This window comes from Sulfuriferula thiophila (genome assembly GCF_003864975.1).
Taxonomy (GTDB): Bacteria; Pseudomonadota; Gammaproteobacteria; order Burkholderiales; family Sulfuriferulaceae; genus Sulfuriferula; species Sulfuriferula thiophila.
Map to the genome: position 1 here is coordinate 286,801 of NZ_BHGL01000046.1, position 18,039 is coordinate 304,839.

The window sequence follows — 18,039 nt, forward strand, 5'->3', positions numbered from 1 at the left end:
CCGCACGCAGCTTACAATTCAGGCAGGTATCACATACTGACTACGTTTCCAGTCCATTCAAGGCATTGTCCAGCTATTTAAACCGTGCCGAAATCTGATCAAGCGATTTCTGCATTTCTTCCCATGCTTTTTCTGCCCCACTCTTAATATCGTCCCATGCATGACCTGCATGCAAACGCAATTCTTGCAATTTGGACTGGATTAACTCTCTTTTAGCGGCCAGCGTCTCAAGCTGTTTTTCATAATCAGCCCGAATATCAGCTTTAGCCGCTTGTGCTTTAGCCTTTAAATCTGCAACTTTCGCATCCCAGTCCTGAATCTGTTTTTCCAGCTTTTTCTGGAAGGCCAAAGCCTGTTTTGCCGTTATGGGTAATCCGGCCGCTTTACTGGGTGGGGTTTGTAACATACGCTCAATTTCTTCCTCAGCATCGAGCCAGTCTTGTGCTGTATCGCCTGCAGCAAAACCTCGCTTTTCTGCACGGAAATAAGCCGCTTTGGCAACCATCTGATAGCGTTCTTCGGGTGTAACCGAGACTGCTGTACTTTTCTTGCTACGTGTTTTTGGTTTTGCTGCAAGCACTTCTCCTACCGCACTTTTGGCAACAGGTTTAGATTTAGCTGCTGCGGGTTTGGCTGCTGTGGGTTTGGCTGCTGTGGGTTTGGCTGCTGCGGGTTTGGCTGCTGTGGGTTTGGCTGCTGTGGGTTTGGCTGCTGTGGGTTTAGCTGCTACGGGTTTAGCTGCTACGGGTTTAGCTGCTGCGGGCTTGGCTGCTGCGGGCTTGGCTGCTGGTTTAGCTTTGGCCACTGGTTTCGGTTTAACCTCCAATTCCGATTTTTCTGCAGGTTTTAATTTCACTTCGGGCATGACTATGTACTCCTGTAGTTAAAAAATTCAGTATGTGACAAAAATCAATGAATTAGTACTTAAAGCAACATTCCTTTACTTATCATTCCTGTAACGATTGCTCGTCAATTGCGCTCCTGCTCACACTAATCCGTTTGGCCTGCATGCCTTCGGCTGCCGACTCCTCAATAAAATGCACCTCCAGCCCAGGCTTAAGTTGATTAAAATCGATATTCACCAGATTTTCCCGACTGAAATACAGCTCCTGGCCATCGGCAGTCTGAATAAAACCGCATCCATCCTCATCGAATAATCGCGCGATGCGCCCCTGAAATTCAGGCTCATGCGTTTTCACTTGCCCACTCTGCTTACGGTTATAGTCTTCCAGTTGGCGTTTTGCCGCATCGAAAGAATCGCGCAAGGCCACATAGATATCCTCATCATGCATACGATTGACGATAATCTCGCTGCCGGGCACCGTAATATCAATGCGTATATTGAATTCTTTCCCCTGATGTTTATGTTTACCTGGTATTTCGACAGTCACACGACACGACATGATATGCGGATAGGCACGGTCGAGTTTCTCTGCTTTTTCACGAATATTGGCCTCCACAGCTTCAGAGCTTGGAATATCGCGCAGTGTAATTTGTAGCGGAATTTTCATGGTCAACTCCATACGTTAATTTATCTTTGTCTACCAACACCATCAGAACAGACATAACAGTTTCATTAAAGACTATCGAACGCATAAATTCAATCACTTACTATGCACAGAAGCAATGACTATGCTATCCTTATCTTGATTACGAAACAAAATTCAAGATATGTGTGATGAATAATGAAACTACCCATGGCGGTAAACGATCTGGTGCAGGCCGTAAAACAGCTTACGGTGAACCGACCAGGCAAATACGCATTCCGGAGAGTCAGGTGCCGGTAGTGTTGCAGTACCTGCACGCACTCCGACAGCCACAACCAACCGCACCTCAACAGGGTGATAGCGTCATCAGCTCTATCCTGCCTTTGAACAGTGAAGCGCAACGCTGGGCCATCCCGGTGATGTCGCACACCGTACCTGCCGGTTTTCCCAGCCCGGCTGACGATTACATACAGGATCGCGTTGATCTCAATGAGCATCTCATCACCCACCGCGAAGCTACGTTTATCCTGCGCGTATCCGGCTGGTCGATGATCAACGCCGGCATCCATAATGGCGACGAAATCATTGTCGATCGGGCGCTGAATCCGGTTAATGGCAATATTGTCGTGGCTGTGGTTAACAACGAACTGACGGTAAAGCGCCTGTATAAGACCGATACCGAAATTCGACTGGTGCCGGAAAATCCGGAATTTCAGGACATCATTATCGGTGCCGAAGAAGAACTGATGATCTGGGGAGTGGTGACGCGCGTCTTGCACAAAGTATGACGACGATGGCGCAGCCCGCGCGTATCGCGCTGATCGATGTCAATAACTGCTACGTATCCTGCGAGCGCCTGTTTCGCCCCGAACTGGAAAGCAAGCCCGTCGTCGTGCTCTCCAACAACGATGGCTGTGTCGTCGCCCGCTCTGCCGAAGTCAAGGCGCTGAGCATACCGATGGCTGCACCGTGGTTCAAATTGAAAGATCTGGCCAGACAGCATGGCATCATCGCGCTGTCGAGCAACTACCCGCTCTATGCCGACATGAGCAATCGCATCATGTCCATGCTGGCCCAATTCAGCCCGCGTCAGGAAATCTATTCGATTGATGAATGCTTTCTTGATCTCAGCGGATTCCAGCAGCCAGACCTTACCCAATACGCCCAGGAGATGCGCCAGCGCGTACTGCAATGGCTGGGGCTGCCAGTCTGTGTCGGCATCGCCCCCACCAAAACGCTGGCCAAGCTCGCCAACCACATCGCCAAGAAACAACCCGCGTGGCGCAGCGTATGTGATCTGAGCGCCCTCGCCCCCATTACAGTGGACAACTTGCTCACCAATATCAGCGTCGCCGAGGTATGGGGTGTAGGCCGCCAGCACACCCAGGCGTTGAATACCATCGGCATACACACCGTCAAGCATCTGCGTGACGCCGACCCCGCCCACATCCGTCGACGCTTCTCGGTGACACTGGAACGCACGGTGCAGGAACTACGCGGTATCAGCTGTCTTGATCTGGAGGAAATTACCCCACCCCGACAGCAAATCATCTCCAGCCGCTCATTCGGCCGCGTAGTACACCACCTGCACGAACTGGAGGAGGCAGTCACCCTCTACGTCTCGCGCGCTGCGGAGAAACTGCGGCAACAGCACTCGGTGGCCGGCGCCATACAAGTGCATATTCGCACCAATCCGCACCAAATCAGGGAGCCGCAATACAGCTCCAGCCTGATCGTGCCACTGAGCGACGCCACTGACGACACTCTGCAGCTCAATGCAGCCGCCCTCTTCGGACTGAAAAACCTGTTCCGCCCCGGCTATGCTTACGCCAAGGCCGGAATCACGCTGCTGGAACTGATACCAAAACACCAGGCATGTACCAACCTGTTTACCGATGTCGCCGGCACCGCCCGGCGAACTACACTGATGCAGACGCTCGATGCCGTCAATCGTAAATACGGCAAGCACACCCTCGGCACCGGTGTTGCCGGCATCGCCACACGCCAGGCATGGTCGATGAAGCTGGGTAACCGGACGCCTAACTACACAACACGCTGGGACGAACTGGCTATCGCCCATGCGAATACATAGACTGGCATACAGTTTGCTCCAGTCACCCTTGCAGGTAGAGAAATGTCGAATACCCAAGAAATTCGTCACCATCTACTTAGGGGTACTAGGGTTCCGATTAGCGGATGCAAATTCGCCAGTGACTGGTCCAAGAGTACACCGGCCCCGATAGTCACAGCATCGGTGTTCCACGGAGGGATAAAAGCCCGGGAGAGGACGTCAATTCGTCTCAACCTGCGCCCACTCACCGTTAAGGAATGCTATATGGAACTCAAAGTTTTTAAAACCTACTGGGGCTGGAAGTCTGATTACTCCGCAATTGTGGATGACCTGCTCGCATTTGGCTTCAACGGCCTGGAAGCACCTGCTCCGCGCGACCTGAACGAACGTGTGCTGCTGGCTGAGCGCTTGCGTGCAGAGGGACTGGATTACATCAGCGAAATCTCCACTACCGGCTACGCGATTCCCGATCGCAAAGCAACACCGCAACAGCATCTTGACGAACTCGAAGCCAAGATCATCCACGCTAAACCATTATCTCCTCTCTTCCATAATGTCATGGGGGGCTGCGATGCCTGGCCAGTGGAAACGCAGATCGACTTTTTCGCTCGCGCACTGGAAATCGCAGATCGTCACGAAGTGATTTGCAGCTTTGAAACGCATCGTGGCCGCTCTTTCTACAATCCATGGATTACGCTGGATATGGTGCGCAGATTTCCCGCATTGCGACTCACTTTTGACATCAGTCACTGGACGGTAGTATTGGAGCGAGCAATAGACACGGAATGGGACATCATCGAAGAACTGGTACCGCATGTGCAGCATGTCCAGGGGCGCTTTGGGTATGATCAGGGGGCACAAGTGCCGCATCCTGCTGATCCAGCTTACGCCTATTATGTTGAAATACACCGACGCTGCTGGGACGCAGTGTGGCAATACCACCAGCAACAAGGGCAGACGGTGACAACGTTCACGCCAGAATGTGGTCCGGATGGCTATACCCTGCGCATGCCATTCACCAGTGAGCCGATAGACGATTTTGCTGCATTGAACCGCTGGATAGCACACGAAGAAAGACAGCGTTTCAAGAAAAATTTTGCTGGATGATGATCCGATCTGGATAGTTAGATTATCCTAGAAACGGCAGTTGGACACGTTGAAGTGTGCGTTCATCAGGGTGCAGGGCAAGGCGCGACAAACCTGAATGGCCATTCCATTCAGGTGCGAAGCAACGCCGCCATGTGCCGTGAGGGGCGTGCAATTCAACGTGTAGCGTAGTCACAAACAGGTGACAGGTGCATCATCGAAACAAGTGTTAAGTACCATAATGTCAACTCAAAAAATTAGCGGTCAACTGCCGTTTTTAGGATTATTGCTCGGGACGACCCTTGTAAACTTTATGAACAGCTGGGACGACCCGGCTTGATTATCAAGTAGGAATACACAATGACGATACCGTTATTCAAGGATAAATCTGGCCTCATCTATCACAGCCTGGCGCTCGCCTATACATTACTGGCCTATGGACTGGGATTTGCAGGACTGTTCAGCGACTACTGGTTAATCAATGTCTTGGGCACGCTGCTGCTGGCGCATGGCATGATCATTTCCGGCTATATGCTGCATGAATGTGCGCACAATACGATATTCAAAAACAATGAACACAACGCCAGACTCGGCCGCATACTGATGTGGCTCAACGGCAGTTGTTACGGCACATACGAAGATGTGCGCTACAAGCATTTCCGCCATCACGTCGATAACGGTGACCTGTGCTGGTTCGACTATCAAGCATGGTTTAAACGTCATCCCATGATATTGAAAATCGTGCTCGCGCTGGAGTGGCTCTACATACCTGCACATGAACTCGTCATGCATGGTCTGCTGGTATTTGGCTCGTTCATTATTCCGCAACGTAAATCCCAGCGATTGCACAATGTCGCCATCATCATCATTCGAGGCAGCCTTTATGGCACACTGCTCTGGTTCTATCCTCGCGCCGCAATACTCTACTCAGTCGCCTATATGCTCATGCTGATCGTGTTGCGTTTTATGGACAACTTACAACATGACTATGCCAGCACCTTTACCCTGTTTGACAAGACACCCCTGCCGCACAAAAGCGACCGTGAGTATGAGCAAATTCACACTTTCAGCAATCCCATCTCGCTAACCCATAAATGGCCTAATCTACTGGTACTCAATTTCGGCTTCCACAACGCCCATCACGCCAGACCCACCACCCCCTGGTTTCGATTACCCGCCTTGCACCGTGAGCTATATGGTGAAAATCCTGCTGACGTGATTCCATTCTTTGCGCAGGTAAAATGTTACTCACGTTACCGCGTGGCGCGCGTTATGACATACGAACAGGAAGGCAATGGCGCGGCATACATGAAAGAAGCCAGCCAAGGGCTAGCCACGGGCATCAATGCCGTTTCTTTCCTGACAGCATTTTGATCTGTCTGGATCGCGACTCCCTGTGGCACACCGACCAGTCCGGTTAATTTGTACTCAGGGAGTCACGTAAATATTGTATGAACGCCTTTAATGGTGCCGACAAATGATGGCGACTGCTGTAATACAAGTACCAGCTGTCATAAGTTGACGACCAGTCGGTCAGTATGGGTATGAGTCGACCTTGTGCAATTTGCCGACTCATATACGCTTCTGCCATGTAGCCTATGCCTATACCATCACAAGCGGCTTTTACCATCAAATCCACTTCATTCACGATTAACGGCCCAGTCACGCCGACCTCGATTTTATTCTGATCCTTCTCGAATTCCCATAACAGCAATTGCTGATTGCCACGCCGAAAACAAATACAGTCGTGATGCTGTAAATCCTGCGGGGTTTCAGGTCTGGCATGTCTGGCCAGATAGTCGGGAGAAGCCACCGCTATCATGCGCGAGGGTGCACTGGCTTTTACCAACACCATATCCTGAGCGATCAGGCTGCCGTGACGGATACCCGCATCGTATCGGCCCTTAACAATATCAATATTGACATTATCAACACTGATATCCAGATTAATCGCGGGATATGCCGCCAGAAAATCCTTTAACAACGGTGCCAGTATCATTCGCGCAGGAAGATGCGACACACTCAGGCGCAGCGTACCCATGGGCATATCACGAAAATCATTGATAGATTCTACGGCTGCATCCAGCGTTTCAAAAGCTGGCTGTATTCGCGCCAGCAAGTGCTCCCCCGCCTCGGTCAGCGACACGCTGCGCGTCGTGCGTTGCAGCAAACGCACTCCCAGCCGCTGTTCCAGCCCACGTATAGTCTGGCTCAAGGTTGATGGCGCCTGTCCGAGCGCACTCGCAGCACGCGAAAAATTACCCCGCTCCACCACTTCGATAAAAGCACGCAATTCGGCAAATTCAGATCCGCGCATAGGTCATCTCCAGCCAGCAATAGCATCACTGGCGATTATTCGGTTTAACCACATAATGTATATGTATTACCAGCCATTATCATCATAATCTACCTCGACTACAATGACATTATCGAAATGGTCTATAGCGCGAGCAACCCTATGAACAATCCAGCATCCAACAAACTGCGTCGCCATCTTTTTATCGGTGGCGGGATACTGATAGCCGTACTTATCACGCTATTCTATTTCACGGGCGGACGTATCGTTTCCACTGACAATGCCTATGTGCAAGCGGCGCATGTTGACATTAGTGCCAATATTGCTGGACGCGTCACCCAGGTTTTCGTGAAAGAAAACCAGCAGGTTCATCAGGGAGACCCGCTGTTTGCACTGGATAACCGTGACTATCTCATCGCCATACAGGATGCCAACGCCAAATTGACCAACGCCCGCCTGCAAACCGCAGCGCTGCAAGCTACCTACACCCAGCGTCAGGCCGATACCCAGGCCGCAATTGCAACGTTACGCTACCAGATACGTGAACTGGATCGCCAGAAAATACTGGCGGGTAAAGGCATTTCGTCCCAGGAACAACTGGAAATGGCACAACATGCCGTGGACGATGCCACACAGAAATTGAATGCCGCCAAACAGCAGCAAAATAACATTCATGCCTTGCTGGGCAATGCCGTTATCACTCATATCGACGCGCACCCTGATGTACAACAGGCACAAGCAACTTTGGAACGCGCGCAATTGAATCTGTCGTACACCATCATCAAAGCACCGATGGACGGCATCGTGTCCAAGGTAGATCAACTCCAGCCAGGCAAGTATATTAATGCTGCCACGCCTGTGTTTTCGCTCATTTCCAACAAGGTTGTCTGGGTAGAAGCCAATTTCAAGGAAACCCAGCTCGCCTACATGCGCGCGGGACAAAAAGTTACCATCAACGTTGATGCCTACCCAGACCACAGCTTCCACGGCAGAATCAGCAGCATCGGTTCGGGTACAGGTGCAAGTTTTGCGCTGCTGCCACCCGAAAATGCAACTGGCAACTGGGTTAAAGTCGTACAACGACTGCCGGTAAGCATCAGCATAGACGCGCTTGACCCCAAATATCCCTTACGCTCCGGGCTCAGTGCAGTAGTCGATGTGGATACCCAGCACAGCCGTCTGAAAACGCTACTGTAATGACAACGCCATCCACCCCGCCAGAGGAAATCAACGCAGAAGCAGGTGAAGGTGCCACAGTTCCGCACCCACCGTATGCGGATATTGCTGCGGCTCCACTAAATCGTCCGCTCATCACCTTTTCCATCATGGCGGCGACCATCATGCAGGCGCTGGATTCGACCATCGCCAACGTCGCCTTGCCACAAATGCAAGGCGAGCTATCTGCCACGCAGGACCAAATGGGCTGGGTGCTGACTTCATACATCATCGCCACCGCTATCATGATCCCGCTGACGGGCTGGCTGGCGGGACGCTTTGGCCGCAAAAAAGTATTCCTGATTTCCATCGTCGGCTTTACCGTGACCTCGGCGTTATGCGGCATCGCCACCAGCCTGCCCGAAATCGTATTATTCCGACTGCTGCAAGGCATGTCTGGCGCGGCACTGGTCCCGCTGTCGCAAGCAGTTCTGTTTGACATCAATCCGCCCGAAAATCACGGCAAAGCCATGGCCATGTGGGGCATAGGGGTAACGCTGGGTCCCGTACTGGGGCCGATACTGGGAGGCTGGCTGACCGCAGACTACAGCTGGCGCTGGGTATTTTTCATCAACGTGCCCGTCGGCATTATCGCTTTCCTCGGCTTGTCGGCATCCATGCCCGAAACTAAAAGGCTGTTAAAGCAATTCGATTTTTTTGGCTTTATCAGCTTGAGTCTGTGCATAGGCGCCCTGCAACTCATGCTGGATCGTGGCGGCATCAACGACTGGTTCAACTCCACTGAAATTGTCATCGAGGCCATGGTAGCGGGTATCGCGCTGTACTATTTTGTGGTGCACAGTTTTACCCACCCTCATCCTTTTCTCAGCCTTACCCTGTTTACTGACCGTAATTTCGTCATGGCCAATATTTTTATCTTTCTCATTGGCGTGGTGTTATTCGCAACCCTGGCGTTAATCCCGCCCATGCTGCAAAACGAAATGAATTATCCTGTTATCGTCAGCGGACTGGTCACCGCCCCGCGTGGTGCAGGAACGATGCTGGGGATGATGGTGGTCGGCAGGCTGATAGGCCGATTTGATGCGAGGGTGATTATGGCTACGGGACTGGGACTGACGGCATTTTCGCTATGGCAGATGACGAATTTTGACCTGCTCATGGACGAACGCCTCATCGTTATCTCTGGCATCATTCAGGGATTTGGCGTCGGGCTGGTCTACGTGCCGCTATCCACTGTTGCCTTTGGCACACTACCATCGGCATTGCGCAATGAGGGCACTGCATTCTTCAACCTGCAGCGTAACCTCGGCAGCGCCATCGGCATCTCCGCCGTCGTTGCGCTGCTGACGCAAAACACCCAGATCATGCACGCAAGACTGGTGGAACATATCACGCCATACAATCTGGACAACCCGGCTTTCCTCTCCAGCCATATCGACCCACACACGCCGGCAGGTCTAGCTGCACTGAACCACATGATTACCAATCAGGCGGCGATGATCGCCTACCTCAACGACTACAAACTAATGATGGTACTGACGCTGGCGGTGATCCCGCTGCTGATATTTTTGCGTCCAGCCCCACGCTCGCAAAGTCCTAAAGAAACGGCGGTAATGGAATGAACATACGCAAATCCGGCTTGTCGCTAACCACACTGATGCTGCTATCCGCATGCAGCGTCGGCCCTGATTTCAAAAGCCCGACCCCACCGCAAGCGGATACCTATATCGCCAGTAATGAATCCGCACCGCTGAGTCAGCGCGTCATCATGGGGAAACAGCTAGAAACCGAATGGTGGACACTATTCGCGTCAGCACCATTGAATGACATCATCCACCAGACTATCGCCAATAATTACGACCTGGCGGCTGCCAAAGCCACACTGGCACAGGCCGAGGAAACCGTGCGCGCTGCCAGCGGTGAGCTTTTACCCCAAGCCACACTAGGCGCTACAGCGGGACGGCAAAAATATGGCGTAGCCCTGTTCGGCCCCAGCAATTTTGTTATACCGCCATTCAGCTACTACGAAGTGGGACCAACTATCAGCTGGACACTGGATTTATCAGGCAGCAAACACCGCGCCCTTGAACGGCAGCAGGCACTGGCGAATTATCAGGCACACGAGGTCAATGCCACTTATATCACCCTGACAGGCGATGCCGTCACCACCACGCTGGAAATGGCAGCGGCAAACGCGGAAAAGGCGGCTGTCGAACGCATGCTAACTGAAGACCGCAAAACCCTGAAACTGATCGAAGAAGGCTACGCCGCTGGTGCAATAACCCGACCAGACATCATCAATGCCCAAAATCAGCTCAATAACGATCAGTCATTGCTGCCCCCAGTAGCACAACGCATCAGCATCAGCCGCCATGCACTGGCTATTTTCGTTGGCAAAGTACCTGCCAACTGGACACCGCCCAACATAGATTTTAACCAACTGGCATTGCCATCCACCATCCCTGTCAGCCTGCCGTCCACGCTGATTAAAAAACGGCCAGACATACTGGCAGCAGAGGCCAATCTGCATGCCGCCAGCGCAGCCGTAGGAGTTGCCACAGGCAACCTGTATCCGCAACTGACACTGAGCGCAAACATGATGCAGGAAGCCCTGACACCTGCCGGACTCTTCAACACGGCAAACAATGCCTGGGCCATTGCCGCAGGGCTAACAGCACCGCTCTTCAACGGCGGCACGCTAAACGCGCAAAAACGCGCAGCCGAACAGGCTTATCAGGTTGCACTGGCACAATATCAGCAGACGATATTAGTCGCTTTCAGGCAGGTAGCAGATGGACTGACTGCGCTGGCGCATGATGATGAAACTCTGACCATCGCCAATCAGACCCTGAACAACGCCCAGACCTCACTGGATATGGCACGCAGCCGTTATCAGGCAGGTGCCATCGGATTGCTGCCATTGCAAGATGCGCAACGCACCCTGGCATCAGCACAACTGGACGTAATACGCGCCCAGCACCAACACTATGCAGATAACGCACATTTGTTTGTTGCATTAGGTGGGGCTGCCATTGCAAATCAGCCAATATCCGCTAGCAATTCGCATTGAACTCAGTCTTAAGAAAGTAGTACGCTACAAACTTAATCATGAAGCACGTCAGTTACAGCGCCTACACGTTTATCAAACTGCGTGTTTCTGTACCCATGCAACATAGTGATCCATCCAGTTTTGCAATAACTTCTTGCTTCCTTCACCTATATTGCCAGCTTCGTCAAACAGCCCTTCTCTGGCCTGAACATAAGCTTCGGGTTGCGTGAGTGTGGGCATATCCAGATAGGAAATGATATTACGTAAATGCTGTTGTGCCATGGCCGTACCGATGGCGCCACTCGAAACCCCCAGCACCCCCGCAGGCTTGCCCGCCCAAACACTCTGACCATATGGACGCGAGCCATGATCGAGCGCGTTTTTAAGCACGCCCGAGATGGAACGGTTATATTCTGGCGTGACGAACAAGACGCCGTCAGCGGCCAAAATCTCGGCTTTAAAGCGCTTAACGGTTTCAGCAGGATAGGTGTCGTCGTCCTGGTTATAAAGTGGCAAATCGCCAATTTGTATCTGATTGAATGAGAATTCGGATGGTGCCAGCTTCACCAACGCGATAGCCAACTTGCGATTAAGTGAATCCTGACGCAAGCTGCCGACAACAACAGCGATTTGGTATTGAATCATAATGACCTCCTTGTAAAAACAGTTAAACAGACTACTGCGTTACCCACGCCAGATATACGCATCCATAGCCAGTGCACCATAGGTAAAACGCGGACGAAAACGTTCGGGTGCATCGCCATTCGCCGCACCCAAGGCAACAAAAAATGGCATAAAATGTTCTTCTGATGGATGCGCATCTGCGCCATGTGGTGCAGAACGATAAGCCAGTAAACCATCAACATCCTGTGCAGCCACGCGCGCCGCAACCCAGTCAGTAAACAACTGAGCCTGCGGTAAAGGTGCCGCTTCGACTTGCGCATGGATATCCAGCCAGCCAAAGTTATGGGTAATCGCGCCCGACGCCACAATCAGCACGCCTTCATCACGCAAGGGTGCCAGCGCACGCCCCAGTGCAACATGCGCTGCCGCACTGGCGTTAAGCACCAGCGATAATTGGGTAACAGGAATACTGGCGTGTGGATACATGACAGAATGGGGAGCCCAGGCGCCGTGATCCAGACCACGACTTGGGTGCAGATCCGCAATCAGACCCGCTGCAGACAACAAGGACGCAGCCCGTTCAGCCAAGGCTGGCGCACCAGGCGAGCGGTATTGCATGCGATAGAGGGCAGGAGGAAAACCCGAAAAATCGTGTATGGTTTCAGGTATGTCCGCCAAACTGAGCGTGGGCCGACGCGCTTCCCAATGAGCCGACACCACGAGAATAGCCGTTGGCTGTGGAACCTGCTGTCCTAGCTCACGCCAGCAGTCCACTGCATCAGGCGCATTCAGTAAGGCATCGGGTGCACCGTGAGATACGAACACAACGGGCATACGATGACGCATATTAAAAACCTTTACGCTTTCCAAACTGGTTGGATGCGTCATCCAGCGAATCGTTCACATTCTGTAATTCTAAGCATCAACCCTTGCGCATAACCACGTTGAAATCTGCTTACCCACGATCAAGTTAACGAATACAACGGCGGCATGACCGCGGCCATGAGCTGCAGCCTGCCTGTGATTACGCCACGCAAGGTTATGATTTCATTGGCGATGGCTTGCAAATGTCGCGCAGGCCCCTGCACCAGGACGACTTCCATCATTTTGTTTTCAGCAAGGTGTACATGCAGTGAACTAATGACGGCATCTATATGCTTGAACTGCAAATCCGACAACTTCTTTTGCAACCCGGACACAGAGTGGTCATAAAATACGGTAATCGTCCCCGCCATCACTTCATCACCCAGCTGGCGTTTATGTTCAACCAGCTGCTGATTAATCATGTCACTGATGGCCTGGGAACGACTATCAAATCCACGACATTCCACCATACTATCCAGTTCTACCAGCAAATCCTGTGACAGGGAAACGCTGATACGGCTAACTAGATGATTCGATTTAGCCTCAGGCAGACTCATCATCGACTCCTAGAACATTTGACTGTAACGCTTGATTTCCCACTGACTGACGGTGAGATGATAGGCTTCCCATTCAGCGGTCTTGTACTTGATGAATTCATCACGTAATTCCTTGCCCAGCACCTGCTCAACCAAGGGATCTTCAGCAAAAGCGGCAACGGCTTCCTGCAATGTCTGCGGCAGGAATTCGATACCACGGGCGCTGCGCTCTGCATCGGAGATGGCATACAAGTTATCTTCGTTCGGTTCGCCGGGATTCATCGCTTCGCGCACCCCTTCCAGACCAGCCGCTAACACCAGCGTTGCTGCCAGGTAGGGATTCACCGAACCATCAGCATTACGTGACTCGCAACGTCCACCGCCTGCCGGCACACGTACCGAATTGGTACGATTATTTGAGCCATAGGAGTTGAATACTGGCGCCCAGGAAAAATAATTCATGGCGCCGCGACGTACCAGACGCTTGTAACTGTTCACCGTTGGTGCAAACACAGCGCACAGTGCACGACCGTGTTTGAGTATGCCTGCAATAAAGTGATAACCCAGCGGTGTCAGGCCAATGCCACGCGGGTCATCTTTAGGATCGCAGGCAAACAGGTTCTTGCCAGTCTCCAGGTCATACAGCGACATATTAAAGTGCGCGCCTGTACCCGTTTTATCGGCAAAAGGCTTGGGCATCATAGTGGCAATCAGCCCTTCTTCCTTGGCGTAATGCTTGGCCATGAAACGGAAGAACGTCAGGCGGTCACACATAGTCAGCGCATCGGCATAATTGAAATCAAACTCGAATTGACTGTGGCCGTCTTCATGATCGAACGAGTACAAATCCCAGCCCAGATCGTTGATACAGGTTGCTACTTTATCCAGCCAGCTAAAGCTGTCCACAAAGCCGCGCACGTCGTAGCACGGCTTGGCCAGATTATCTTCTGGATTCGGCACGGACAGGCTGCCATCGGCTTCCTCTTTAAGCAGATAGATTTCACATTCGATGCCCAGATTCATGCCGTAGCCCATTTCCGCTGCCTTGGCCAACTGGTTCTTCAACGCCACGCGCGTATTCAGCGCATAAGGTTTGCCCTGAAAATGGTTATCCGCTGGCATCCAGGCAATTTTGGGCTCCCACGGTAATTGGATAATGTGATCAAGATCAGGCACAGAAGTCAGTTCATCGTCATTGGGTTCCTGCCCCAATCCATCCAGTGCATAGCCCGTATAACGCTCGGAACCTGCTGCCATTTGTGGCAAATGATCCAGCGGCACGACCTTGGCCTTTTGTACACCATGAATATCGACATAGGCACCGATGCAATATTTGACGCCCTTGTCTTTCAACTCCTGCTGGATTGCTGCTACTTCTGCCTTGGATTTCATCTTGTTTTCCTTGTGCACTTGGCACTCATTATTAAGAAAGTCGCTATAACAATTACACTACAAAAAAATTATTCAACATTATCAACAACATTGGTAAACCGTATCATTTGTGGCTTAACCTCATCATCTTCACTGCTCACTTCAGGCGGATGTATCAATTCTTCCAGCCGTGCTTTGGTGGCAAGATACTCAGCCGTCCCGAGTTGCCCTGTATGACGTGGCCGTGGTACGGGTACTTCGATGAATTCCTGCACCTCACCTGGATGGGCTTTCAGCACCAATATGCGATCGGCAAGAAAGATGGCTTCATCCAGATCATGGGTAATAAACAAAATAGTGATATCAATGTTTTTCCAGATATCCAGCAAATGCGTCTGCATTTTTACTCGCGTCTGCGCGTCCAGCGCACCAAATGGCTCATCCATCAACAAAATCCGCGGCTGATTAACCAGCGCCCTGGCAATCGCCACACGCTGCTTCATACCGCCAGAGAGTTGATGCGGATAAGCATCAGCAAACTTGCTCAAACCCACCAAATCCAGCCACAACAGCGCATTACGCTCAGCTTCGAGCTTGCCGTGATTATTCATTTCCGGACCGAACATGACGTTCTTTTTCACGGTCAGCCACGGAAACAGGGTGTAACCCTGAAACACCATACCGCGATCACTGCCTGGCCCATCGACAGGCTTGCCATCCAGCAGCACCTCACCCGAAGTGTGTGGCTCCAGTCCTGCCAGCATGCGTATCAGCGTCGATTTTCCACAGCCAGAAGGCCCGATCACACACACCAGTTCACGTCTGTGGATACTGAAATTCACGTCTTGCAACGCAGTCACTTTGCCCTGCGCCGAGTCATAGGTTTTACCCAGATGCTTGACCTCAAGGATGACTTCGCGCTGCTGGATCTTGGCAAAGCGTTCGCGTACGGCATCCGATTGCTGCAAATAACTGGGTAATTGTTGAGTACTCACATCGATTCCTTCCATACCTTCCTTAGCCATCAGTTTTTGCTCTGGGACTGATCCCATGGGAACAACTTGCGCCCCAATCGTGCCAGCAGCAAGTCCACACCCAATTTGCTCTGGGACTGATCCCATGGGAACAACTTGCGCCCCAATCGTGCCAGCAGCAAGTCCACACCCAAGCCGAGTATGCCTATCATCATGATGGCGGCGTACACGTTGTCGAAATGCTGATAGCGTGCCTGCTGGGTAATGAACCAGGTAATACCGGAACTGGTACCGATCAATTCAGCCACAATCAGGTATGTCCAGGCCCAGCCCAGCAATATGCGCTGATCCCGGTATAAATCAGGCAACACGCCGGGTATTACCACTTTGGTTATCAGCTTGAACGGTGTCGTGCCCAGGGTCATCGCCGCTTCCAGCAAGGTAAAATCAATCTTGCGGGTGGTATTGGCAATAATCAGGATTTGCTGAAACAGCGTGCCGATCACGATAATGGCAATCTTGGGCCCGTCATAAATACCCAGTATGGCCACCGCCAGCGCTCCGAAGGCAGGCGCAGGCAGATAGCGGAAAAATTCCACAAACGGTTCAACCAACCGAGATATCGGTCCGTAAGCACCGCAAACGATACCCAGCGGCACACCGATAAGCGAAGACAGTAAAAAACTCCAGAATATAATCTTGACGCTATGCCATAAACTTTCATGCAACCACGGCATGTCTTTCTGCTCAGGTGCGGTGGTAAATGCGGTATAAAATGCCTTGGCAACCTGATCCGGTGCTGGCAAATAGACTGGATTGACAGGGATACCCTCAGGTACGGCCTTGCCTTCCGCACGCATATTCTTTAACTCATCTGCAAACATGGCTTTGTCTACATACATGTCGACTTGCATATAATCGACATCGCCCGGGTTGGTAATCAGTACCTTGGGGTGCCACACAAAAGGTACATAACTCACTGCCGACCATATCAGGAGCGGCAGCAGGAATGAGAACACACCCAGAATCATCCGCCTGCGCTGCGATAATCCTGCTCTGACTGAAAACCATCGTGCCTTGCTCATACCTGCTCCAGACTCACTTAACTAAAAATCACTTACCGTTTACAAAAGACGGATCGATGTAGCTATCTACATTCTGATGTTCTTTATAAACCGCATTGCTTACGTTAAAGTCATCAGCGATTTTGGAAGAACCATATAAAGATCCAAAGCCTTCAGCCTTAACATAGATTTTTTTACTATCAGCCAGGCTCAGCAGTTTTGTGCCCTTCAGGAAAGGCAAATAAGCCTGTGGCGTCAAACCGACACGTGCCGACATGATCTTCACTGCATCAGGCTGAGTCTTAGGGTCATTGATATAGCTCACCACGCGATCCCACACCTTCACGAATTTCTTCCACTCGGCACGGTGCGCAGCGATACTGGCTGGATTGACGGTAAAGCCGTCATAGATCAAACCTGGCTCATTGGCTGAGGTATACAGAGGGCGTGAACCTGGCAAACCTTTCATGGCTTGTCCGGCAACAGGCTGCCAGGCACCGACCGCGGCAACATCACCGGAAGCCAGCACTTGCGGCATTTCATTGGTTTTAGCATTGACCAGCGTTACGTCAGATTCCTTCATCCCCGCTTTTTTCAAACCATCCAGCAGCAACAAGTGCTCGACCAAACCGACTTCCACCGCCACTTTTTTACCCTTGAGATCTTTCAGGCTCTTGATACCAGGCTTGCCGATAATGATGTCGTTACCGTTAGAGTAGTCCGTCAGCATGATCATCATGCTTTTGGCACCACCAGCACCCGTTACCAAAGCATCGCCATTGGTTACGCCGACTGCATCAATCTTGCCCGCAGCAAATGCATCCATCGATGCTGAGTAATCAAACCATTCAAAATCAACTGCAACACCCGCCTCCTTGAACCAGCCCTTTTCTATCGCCACTTGCCAAGCCACGAAGCCTGGCCAATCGCTATAACCGATTTTCAAAGGTTGTGCCGCATGGCTGGTCTGTGCACACATCATCGCCAGCGGAATAACTGACGCAGCTACCAATCGCTTCAATCTATTACTCATATTTTTTGCAATCATCGCAACTCTCCATTCATATTTAGTAATACTAAATCAATAAAAGGTAATACCAGTCACAACTAGAGCAAAACACATGCCAACAATACACAATTGAATTAATTGACTATTTTAAAGAAAATATAAATACAGATGCACCACAACAGGACGCGAGCACCGAGATTACACAATTGGGGAAGATTACTGACGTTATTCTCTGACGCAAATAAACGAACATCCCGGTCATGTTTAATCGCATGAAAAATTCACACGCGAGATCGCATCAGCATCAGGCAAACACCGCATTACAAAATGCCATTTACAACTGGCAGCCGAAAATAAGCATTTCATTATGTTGTAACAGAGCGCGTATATCATCACGTCATTTCGTTGACAATACTGATAAAAGGCCTATAG

General features: G+C 51.3%; 17 protein-coding genes and 1 riboswitch. Of the genes, 7 read left to right on the forward strand and 10 right to left on the reverse strand.

Translation table 11 applies throughout. The features are described from left to right. Nucleotides 1-73: 73 nt before the first annotated feature. Together EJE49_RS13115 and EJE49_RS13120 are read right to left on the reverse strand one after the other, a co-directional pair. On the reverse strand, nucleotides 74-865 hold the full coding sequence (locus EJE49_RS13115) for a DUF2934 domain-containing protein (protein ID WP_124951554.1): 792 nt from the start codon (nucleotides 863-865) through the stop codon (nucleotides 74-76). Between the two features lie 82 nt (nucleotides 866-947). Further along, nucleotides 948-1,511, reverse strand: a complete 564-nt coding sequence (locus tag EJE49_RS13120; protein ID WP_124951556.1) for an HPF/RaiA family ribosome-associated protein — start codon at nucleotides 1,509-1,511, stop codon at nucleotides 948-950. Between the two features lie 167 nt (nucleotides 1,512-1,678). Between EJE49_RS13120 and EJE49_RS13125 the strand changes: the two genes are divergently transcribed. The 4 genes from EJE49_RS13125 (at nucleotide 1,679) to EJE49_RS13140 (ending at nucleotide 6,018) form a co-directional block, all read left to right on the forward strand. Beyond that, nucleotides 1,679-2,275, forward strand: a complete 597-nt coding sequence (locus EJE49_RS13125) for a LexA family protein (protein WP_124951558.1) — start codon at nucleotides 1,679-1,681, stop codon at nucleotides 2,273-2,275. Then, entirely contained in the window at nucleotides 2,272-3,579 is a 1,308-nt protein-coding gene (locus EJE49_RS13130) for a Y-family DNA polymerase (RefSeq protein ID WP_306308192.1), read from the forward strand. Before EJE49_RS13125 ends, EJE49_RS13130 begins: the two co-directional genes overlap by 4 nt. A 74-nt stretch (nucleotides 3,580-3,653) precedes the next feature. Then, nucleotides 3,654-3,773, forward strand: a riboswitch (guanidine-I (ykkC/yxkD leader). Nucleotides 3,774-3,822: 49 nt separating this feature from the next. Next, on the forward strand, nucleotides 3,823-4,665 hold the full coding sequence (locus EJE49_RS13135) for a sugar phosphate isomerase/epimerase family protein (RefSeq protein WP_124951560.1): 843 nt from the start codon (nucleotides 3,823-3,825) through the stop codon (nucleotides 4,663-4,665). A 339-nt stretch (nucleotides 4,666-5,004) separates the two neighbouring features. Then, nucleotides 5,005-6,018, forward strand: coding sequence for a fatty acid desaturase (locus tag EJE49_RS13140; protein ID WP_124951562.1), 1,014 nt, complete (start codon nucleotides 5,005-5,007; stop codon nucleotides 6,016-6,018). Between the two features lie 43 nt (nucleotides 6,019-6,061). Here the strand turns inward: EJE49_RS13140 and EJE49_RS13145 are convergent, their stop codons facing one another. Then, nucleotides 6,062-6,961, reverse strand: a complete 900-nt coding sequence (locus EJE49_RS13145) for a LysR family transcriptional regulator (protein WP_124951564.1) — start codon at nucleotides 6,959-6,961, stop codon at nucleotides 6,062-6,064. A 141-nt stretch (nucleotides 6,962-7,102) separates the two neighbouring features. On the opposite strand from EJE49_RS13145, the gene EJE49_RS13150 reads away from it, so the two are divergent. The 3 genes from EJE49_RS13150 to EJE49_RS13160 are packed head-to-tail and all read left to right on the forward strand — an operon-like array spanning nucleotide 7,103 to nucleotide 11,186. Continuing rightward, the gene (locus EJE49_RS13150) at nucleotides 7,103-8,137 is read left to right on the forward strand and encodes an HlyD family secretion protein (RefSeq protein WP_189941918.1); all 1,035 of its coding nucleotides are present in this window, start codon (nucleotides 7,103-7,105) and stop codon (nucleotides 8,135-8,137) included. Continuing rightward, the gene (locus tag EJE49_RS13155; RefSeq protein WP_124951569.1) at nucleotides 8,137-9,738 is read left to right on the forward strand and encodes a DHA2 family efflux MFS transporter permease subunit; all 1,602 of its coding nucleotides are present in this window, start codon (nucleotides 8,137-8,139) and stop codon (nucleotides 9,736-9,738) included. Before EJE49_RS13150 ends, EJE49_RS13155 begins: the two co-directional genes overlap by 1 nt. Beyond that, nucleotides 9,735-11,186 (forward strand): efflux transporter outer membrane subunit, encoded by a 1,452-nt coding sequence (locus EJE49_RS13160; RefSeq protein WP_124951571.1) that lies wholly within the window; start codon nucleotides 9,735-9,737, stop codon nucleotides 11,184-11,186. Before EJE49_RS13155 ends, EJE49_RS13160 begins: the two co-directional genes overlap by 4 nt. Before the next feature lie 72 nt (nucleotides 11,187-11,258). On the opposite strand, the gene EJE49_RS13165 is transcribed toward EJE49_RS13160, so the two are convergent. From EJE49_RS13165 to EJE49_RS13195, 7 genes are all read right to left on the reverse strand, one after another. Next, nucleotides 11,259-11,810 (reverse strand): NADPH-dependent FMN reductase, encoded by a 552-nt coding sequence (locus EJE49_RS13165; protein WP_124951573.1) that lies wholly within the window; start codon nucleotides 11,808-11,810, stop codon nucleotides 11,259-11,261. 39 nt (nucleotides 11,811-11,849) lie between these two features. After that, entirely contained in the window at nucleotides 11,850-12,635 is a 786-nt protein-coding gene (locus EJE49_RS13170; protein ID WP_223246961.1) for a DODA-type extradiol aromatic ring-opening family dioxygenase, read from the reverse strand. 119 nt (nucleotides 12,636-12,754) lie between these two features. Beyond that, nucleotides 12,755-13,213, reverse strand: coding sequence for a nickel-responsive transcriptional regulator NikR (nikR, locus tag EJE49_RS13175; RefSeq protein ID WP_124951575.1), 459 nt, complete (start codon nucleotides 13,211-13,213; stop codon nucleotides 12,755-12,757). Between the two features lie 6 nt (nucleotides 13,214-13,219). Beyond that, nucleotides 13,220-14,581 carry a type III glutamate--ammonia ligase gene (glnT, locus tag EJE49_RS13180; RefSeq protein ID WP_124951577.1) on the reverse strand — a complete coding sequence of 454 codons (1,362 nt, stop codon included), beginning with the start codon at nucleotides 14,579-14,581 and terminating at the stop codon, nucleotides 13,220-13,222. Nucleotides 14,582-14,649: 68 nt separating this feature from the next. Next, nucleotides 14,650-15,570 (reverse strand): ABC transporter ATP-binding protein, encoded by a 921-nt coding sequence (locus tag EJE49_RS13185; protein WP_189941945.1) that lies wholly within the window; start codon nucleotides 15,568-15,570, stop codon nucleotides 14,650-14,652. Between the two features lie 14 nt (nucleotides 15,571-15,584). Next, nucleotides 15,585-16,619 carry an ABC transporter permease gene (locus EJE49_RS13190; protein ID WP_124951579.1) on the reverse strand — a complete coding sequence of 345 codons (1,035 nt, stop codon included), beginning with the start codon at nucleotides 16,617-16,619 and terminating at the stop codon, nucleotides 15,585-15,587. A 28-nt stretch (nucleotides 16,620-16,647) separates the two neighbouring features. Further along, nucleotides 16,648-17,646 carry an ABC transporter substrate-binding protein gene (locus tag EJE49_RS13195; protein WP_124951581.1) on the reverse strand — a complete coding sequence of 333 codons (999 nt, stop codon included), beginning with the start codon at nucleotides 17,644-17,646 and terminating at the stop codon, nucleotides 16,648-16,650. Nucleotides 17,647-18,039 lie beyond the last annotated feature (393 nt).

Bases quoted from the DNA above. Each gene is read 5' to 3' on its own strand.
- EJE49_RS13140 (WP_124951562.1), top strand. From the start codon at position 5,005: ATGACGATACCGTTATTCAAGGATAAATCTGGCCTCATCTATCACAGC.
- glnT (WP_124951577.1), bottom strand. From the start codon at position 14,581: ATGAAATCCAAGGCAGAAGTAGCAGCAATCCAGCAGGAGTTGAAAGAC.
- EJE49_RS13165 (WP_124951573.1), bottom strand. From the start codon at position 11,810: ATGATTCAATACCAAATCGCTGTTGTTGTCGGCAGCTTGCGTCAGGAT.
- EJE49_RS13125 (WP_124951558.1), top strand. From the start codon at position 1,679: ATGAATAATGAAACTACCCATGGCGGTAAACGATCTGGTGCAGGCCGT.
- EJE49_RS13150 (WP_189941918.1), top strand. From the start codon at position 7,103: ATGAACAATCCAGCATCCAACAAACTGCGTCGCCATCTTTTTATCGGT.
- EJE49_RS13135 (WP_124951560.1), top strand. From the start codon at position 3,823: ATGGAACTCAAAGTTTTTAAAACCTACTGGGGCTGGAAGTCTGATTAC.
- EJE49_RS13185 (WP_189941945.1), bottom strand. From the start codon at position 15,570: ATGGAAGGAATCGATGTGAGTACTCAACAATTACCCAGTTATTTGCAG.
- EJE49_RS13155 (WP_124951569.1), top strand. From the start codon at position 8,137: ATGACAACGCCATCCACCCCGCCAGAGGAAATCAACGCAGAAGCAGGT.
- EJE49_RS13195 (WP_124951581.1), bottom strand. From the start codon at position 17,646: ATGATTGCAAAAAATATGAGTAATAGATTGAAGCGATTGGTAGCTGCG.
- nikR (WP_124951575.1), bottom strand. From the start codon at position 13,213: ATGATGAGTCTGCCTGAGGCTAAATCGAATCATCTAGTTAGCCGTATC.
- EJE49_RS13130 (WP_306308192.1), top strand. From the start codon at position 2,272: ATGACGACGATGGCGCAGCCCGCGCGTATCGCGCTGATCGATGTCAAT.
- EJE49_RS13170 (WP_223246961.1), bottom strand. From the start codon at position 12,635: ATGCGTCATCGTATGCCCGTTGTGTTCGTATCTCACGGTGCACCCGAT.
- EJE49_RS13160 (WP_124951571.1), top strand. From the start codon at position 9,735: ATGAACATACGCAAATCCGGCTTGTCGCTAACCACACTGATGCTGCTA.
- EJE49_RS13115 (WP_124951554.1), bottom strand. From the start codon at position 865: ATGCCCGAAGTGAAATTAAAACCTGCAGAAAAATCGGAATTGGAGGTT.
- EJE49_RS13190 (WP_124951579.1), bottom strand. From the start codon at position 16,619: ATGAGCAAGGCACGATGGTTTTCAGTCAGAGCAGGATTATCGCAGCGC.
- EJE49_RS13120 (WP_124951556.1), bottom strand. From the start codon at position 1,511: ATGAAAATTCCGCTACAAATTACACTGCGCGATATTCCAAGCTCTGAA.
- EJE49_RS13145 (WP_124951564.1), bottom strand. From the start codon at position 6,961: ATGCGCGGATCTGAATTTGCCGAATTGCGTGCTTTTATCGAAGTGGTG.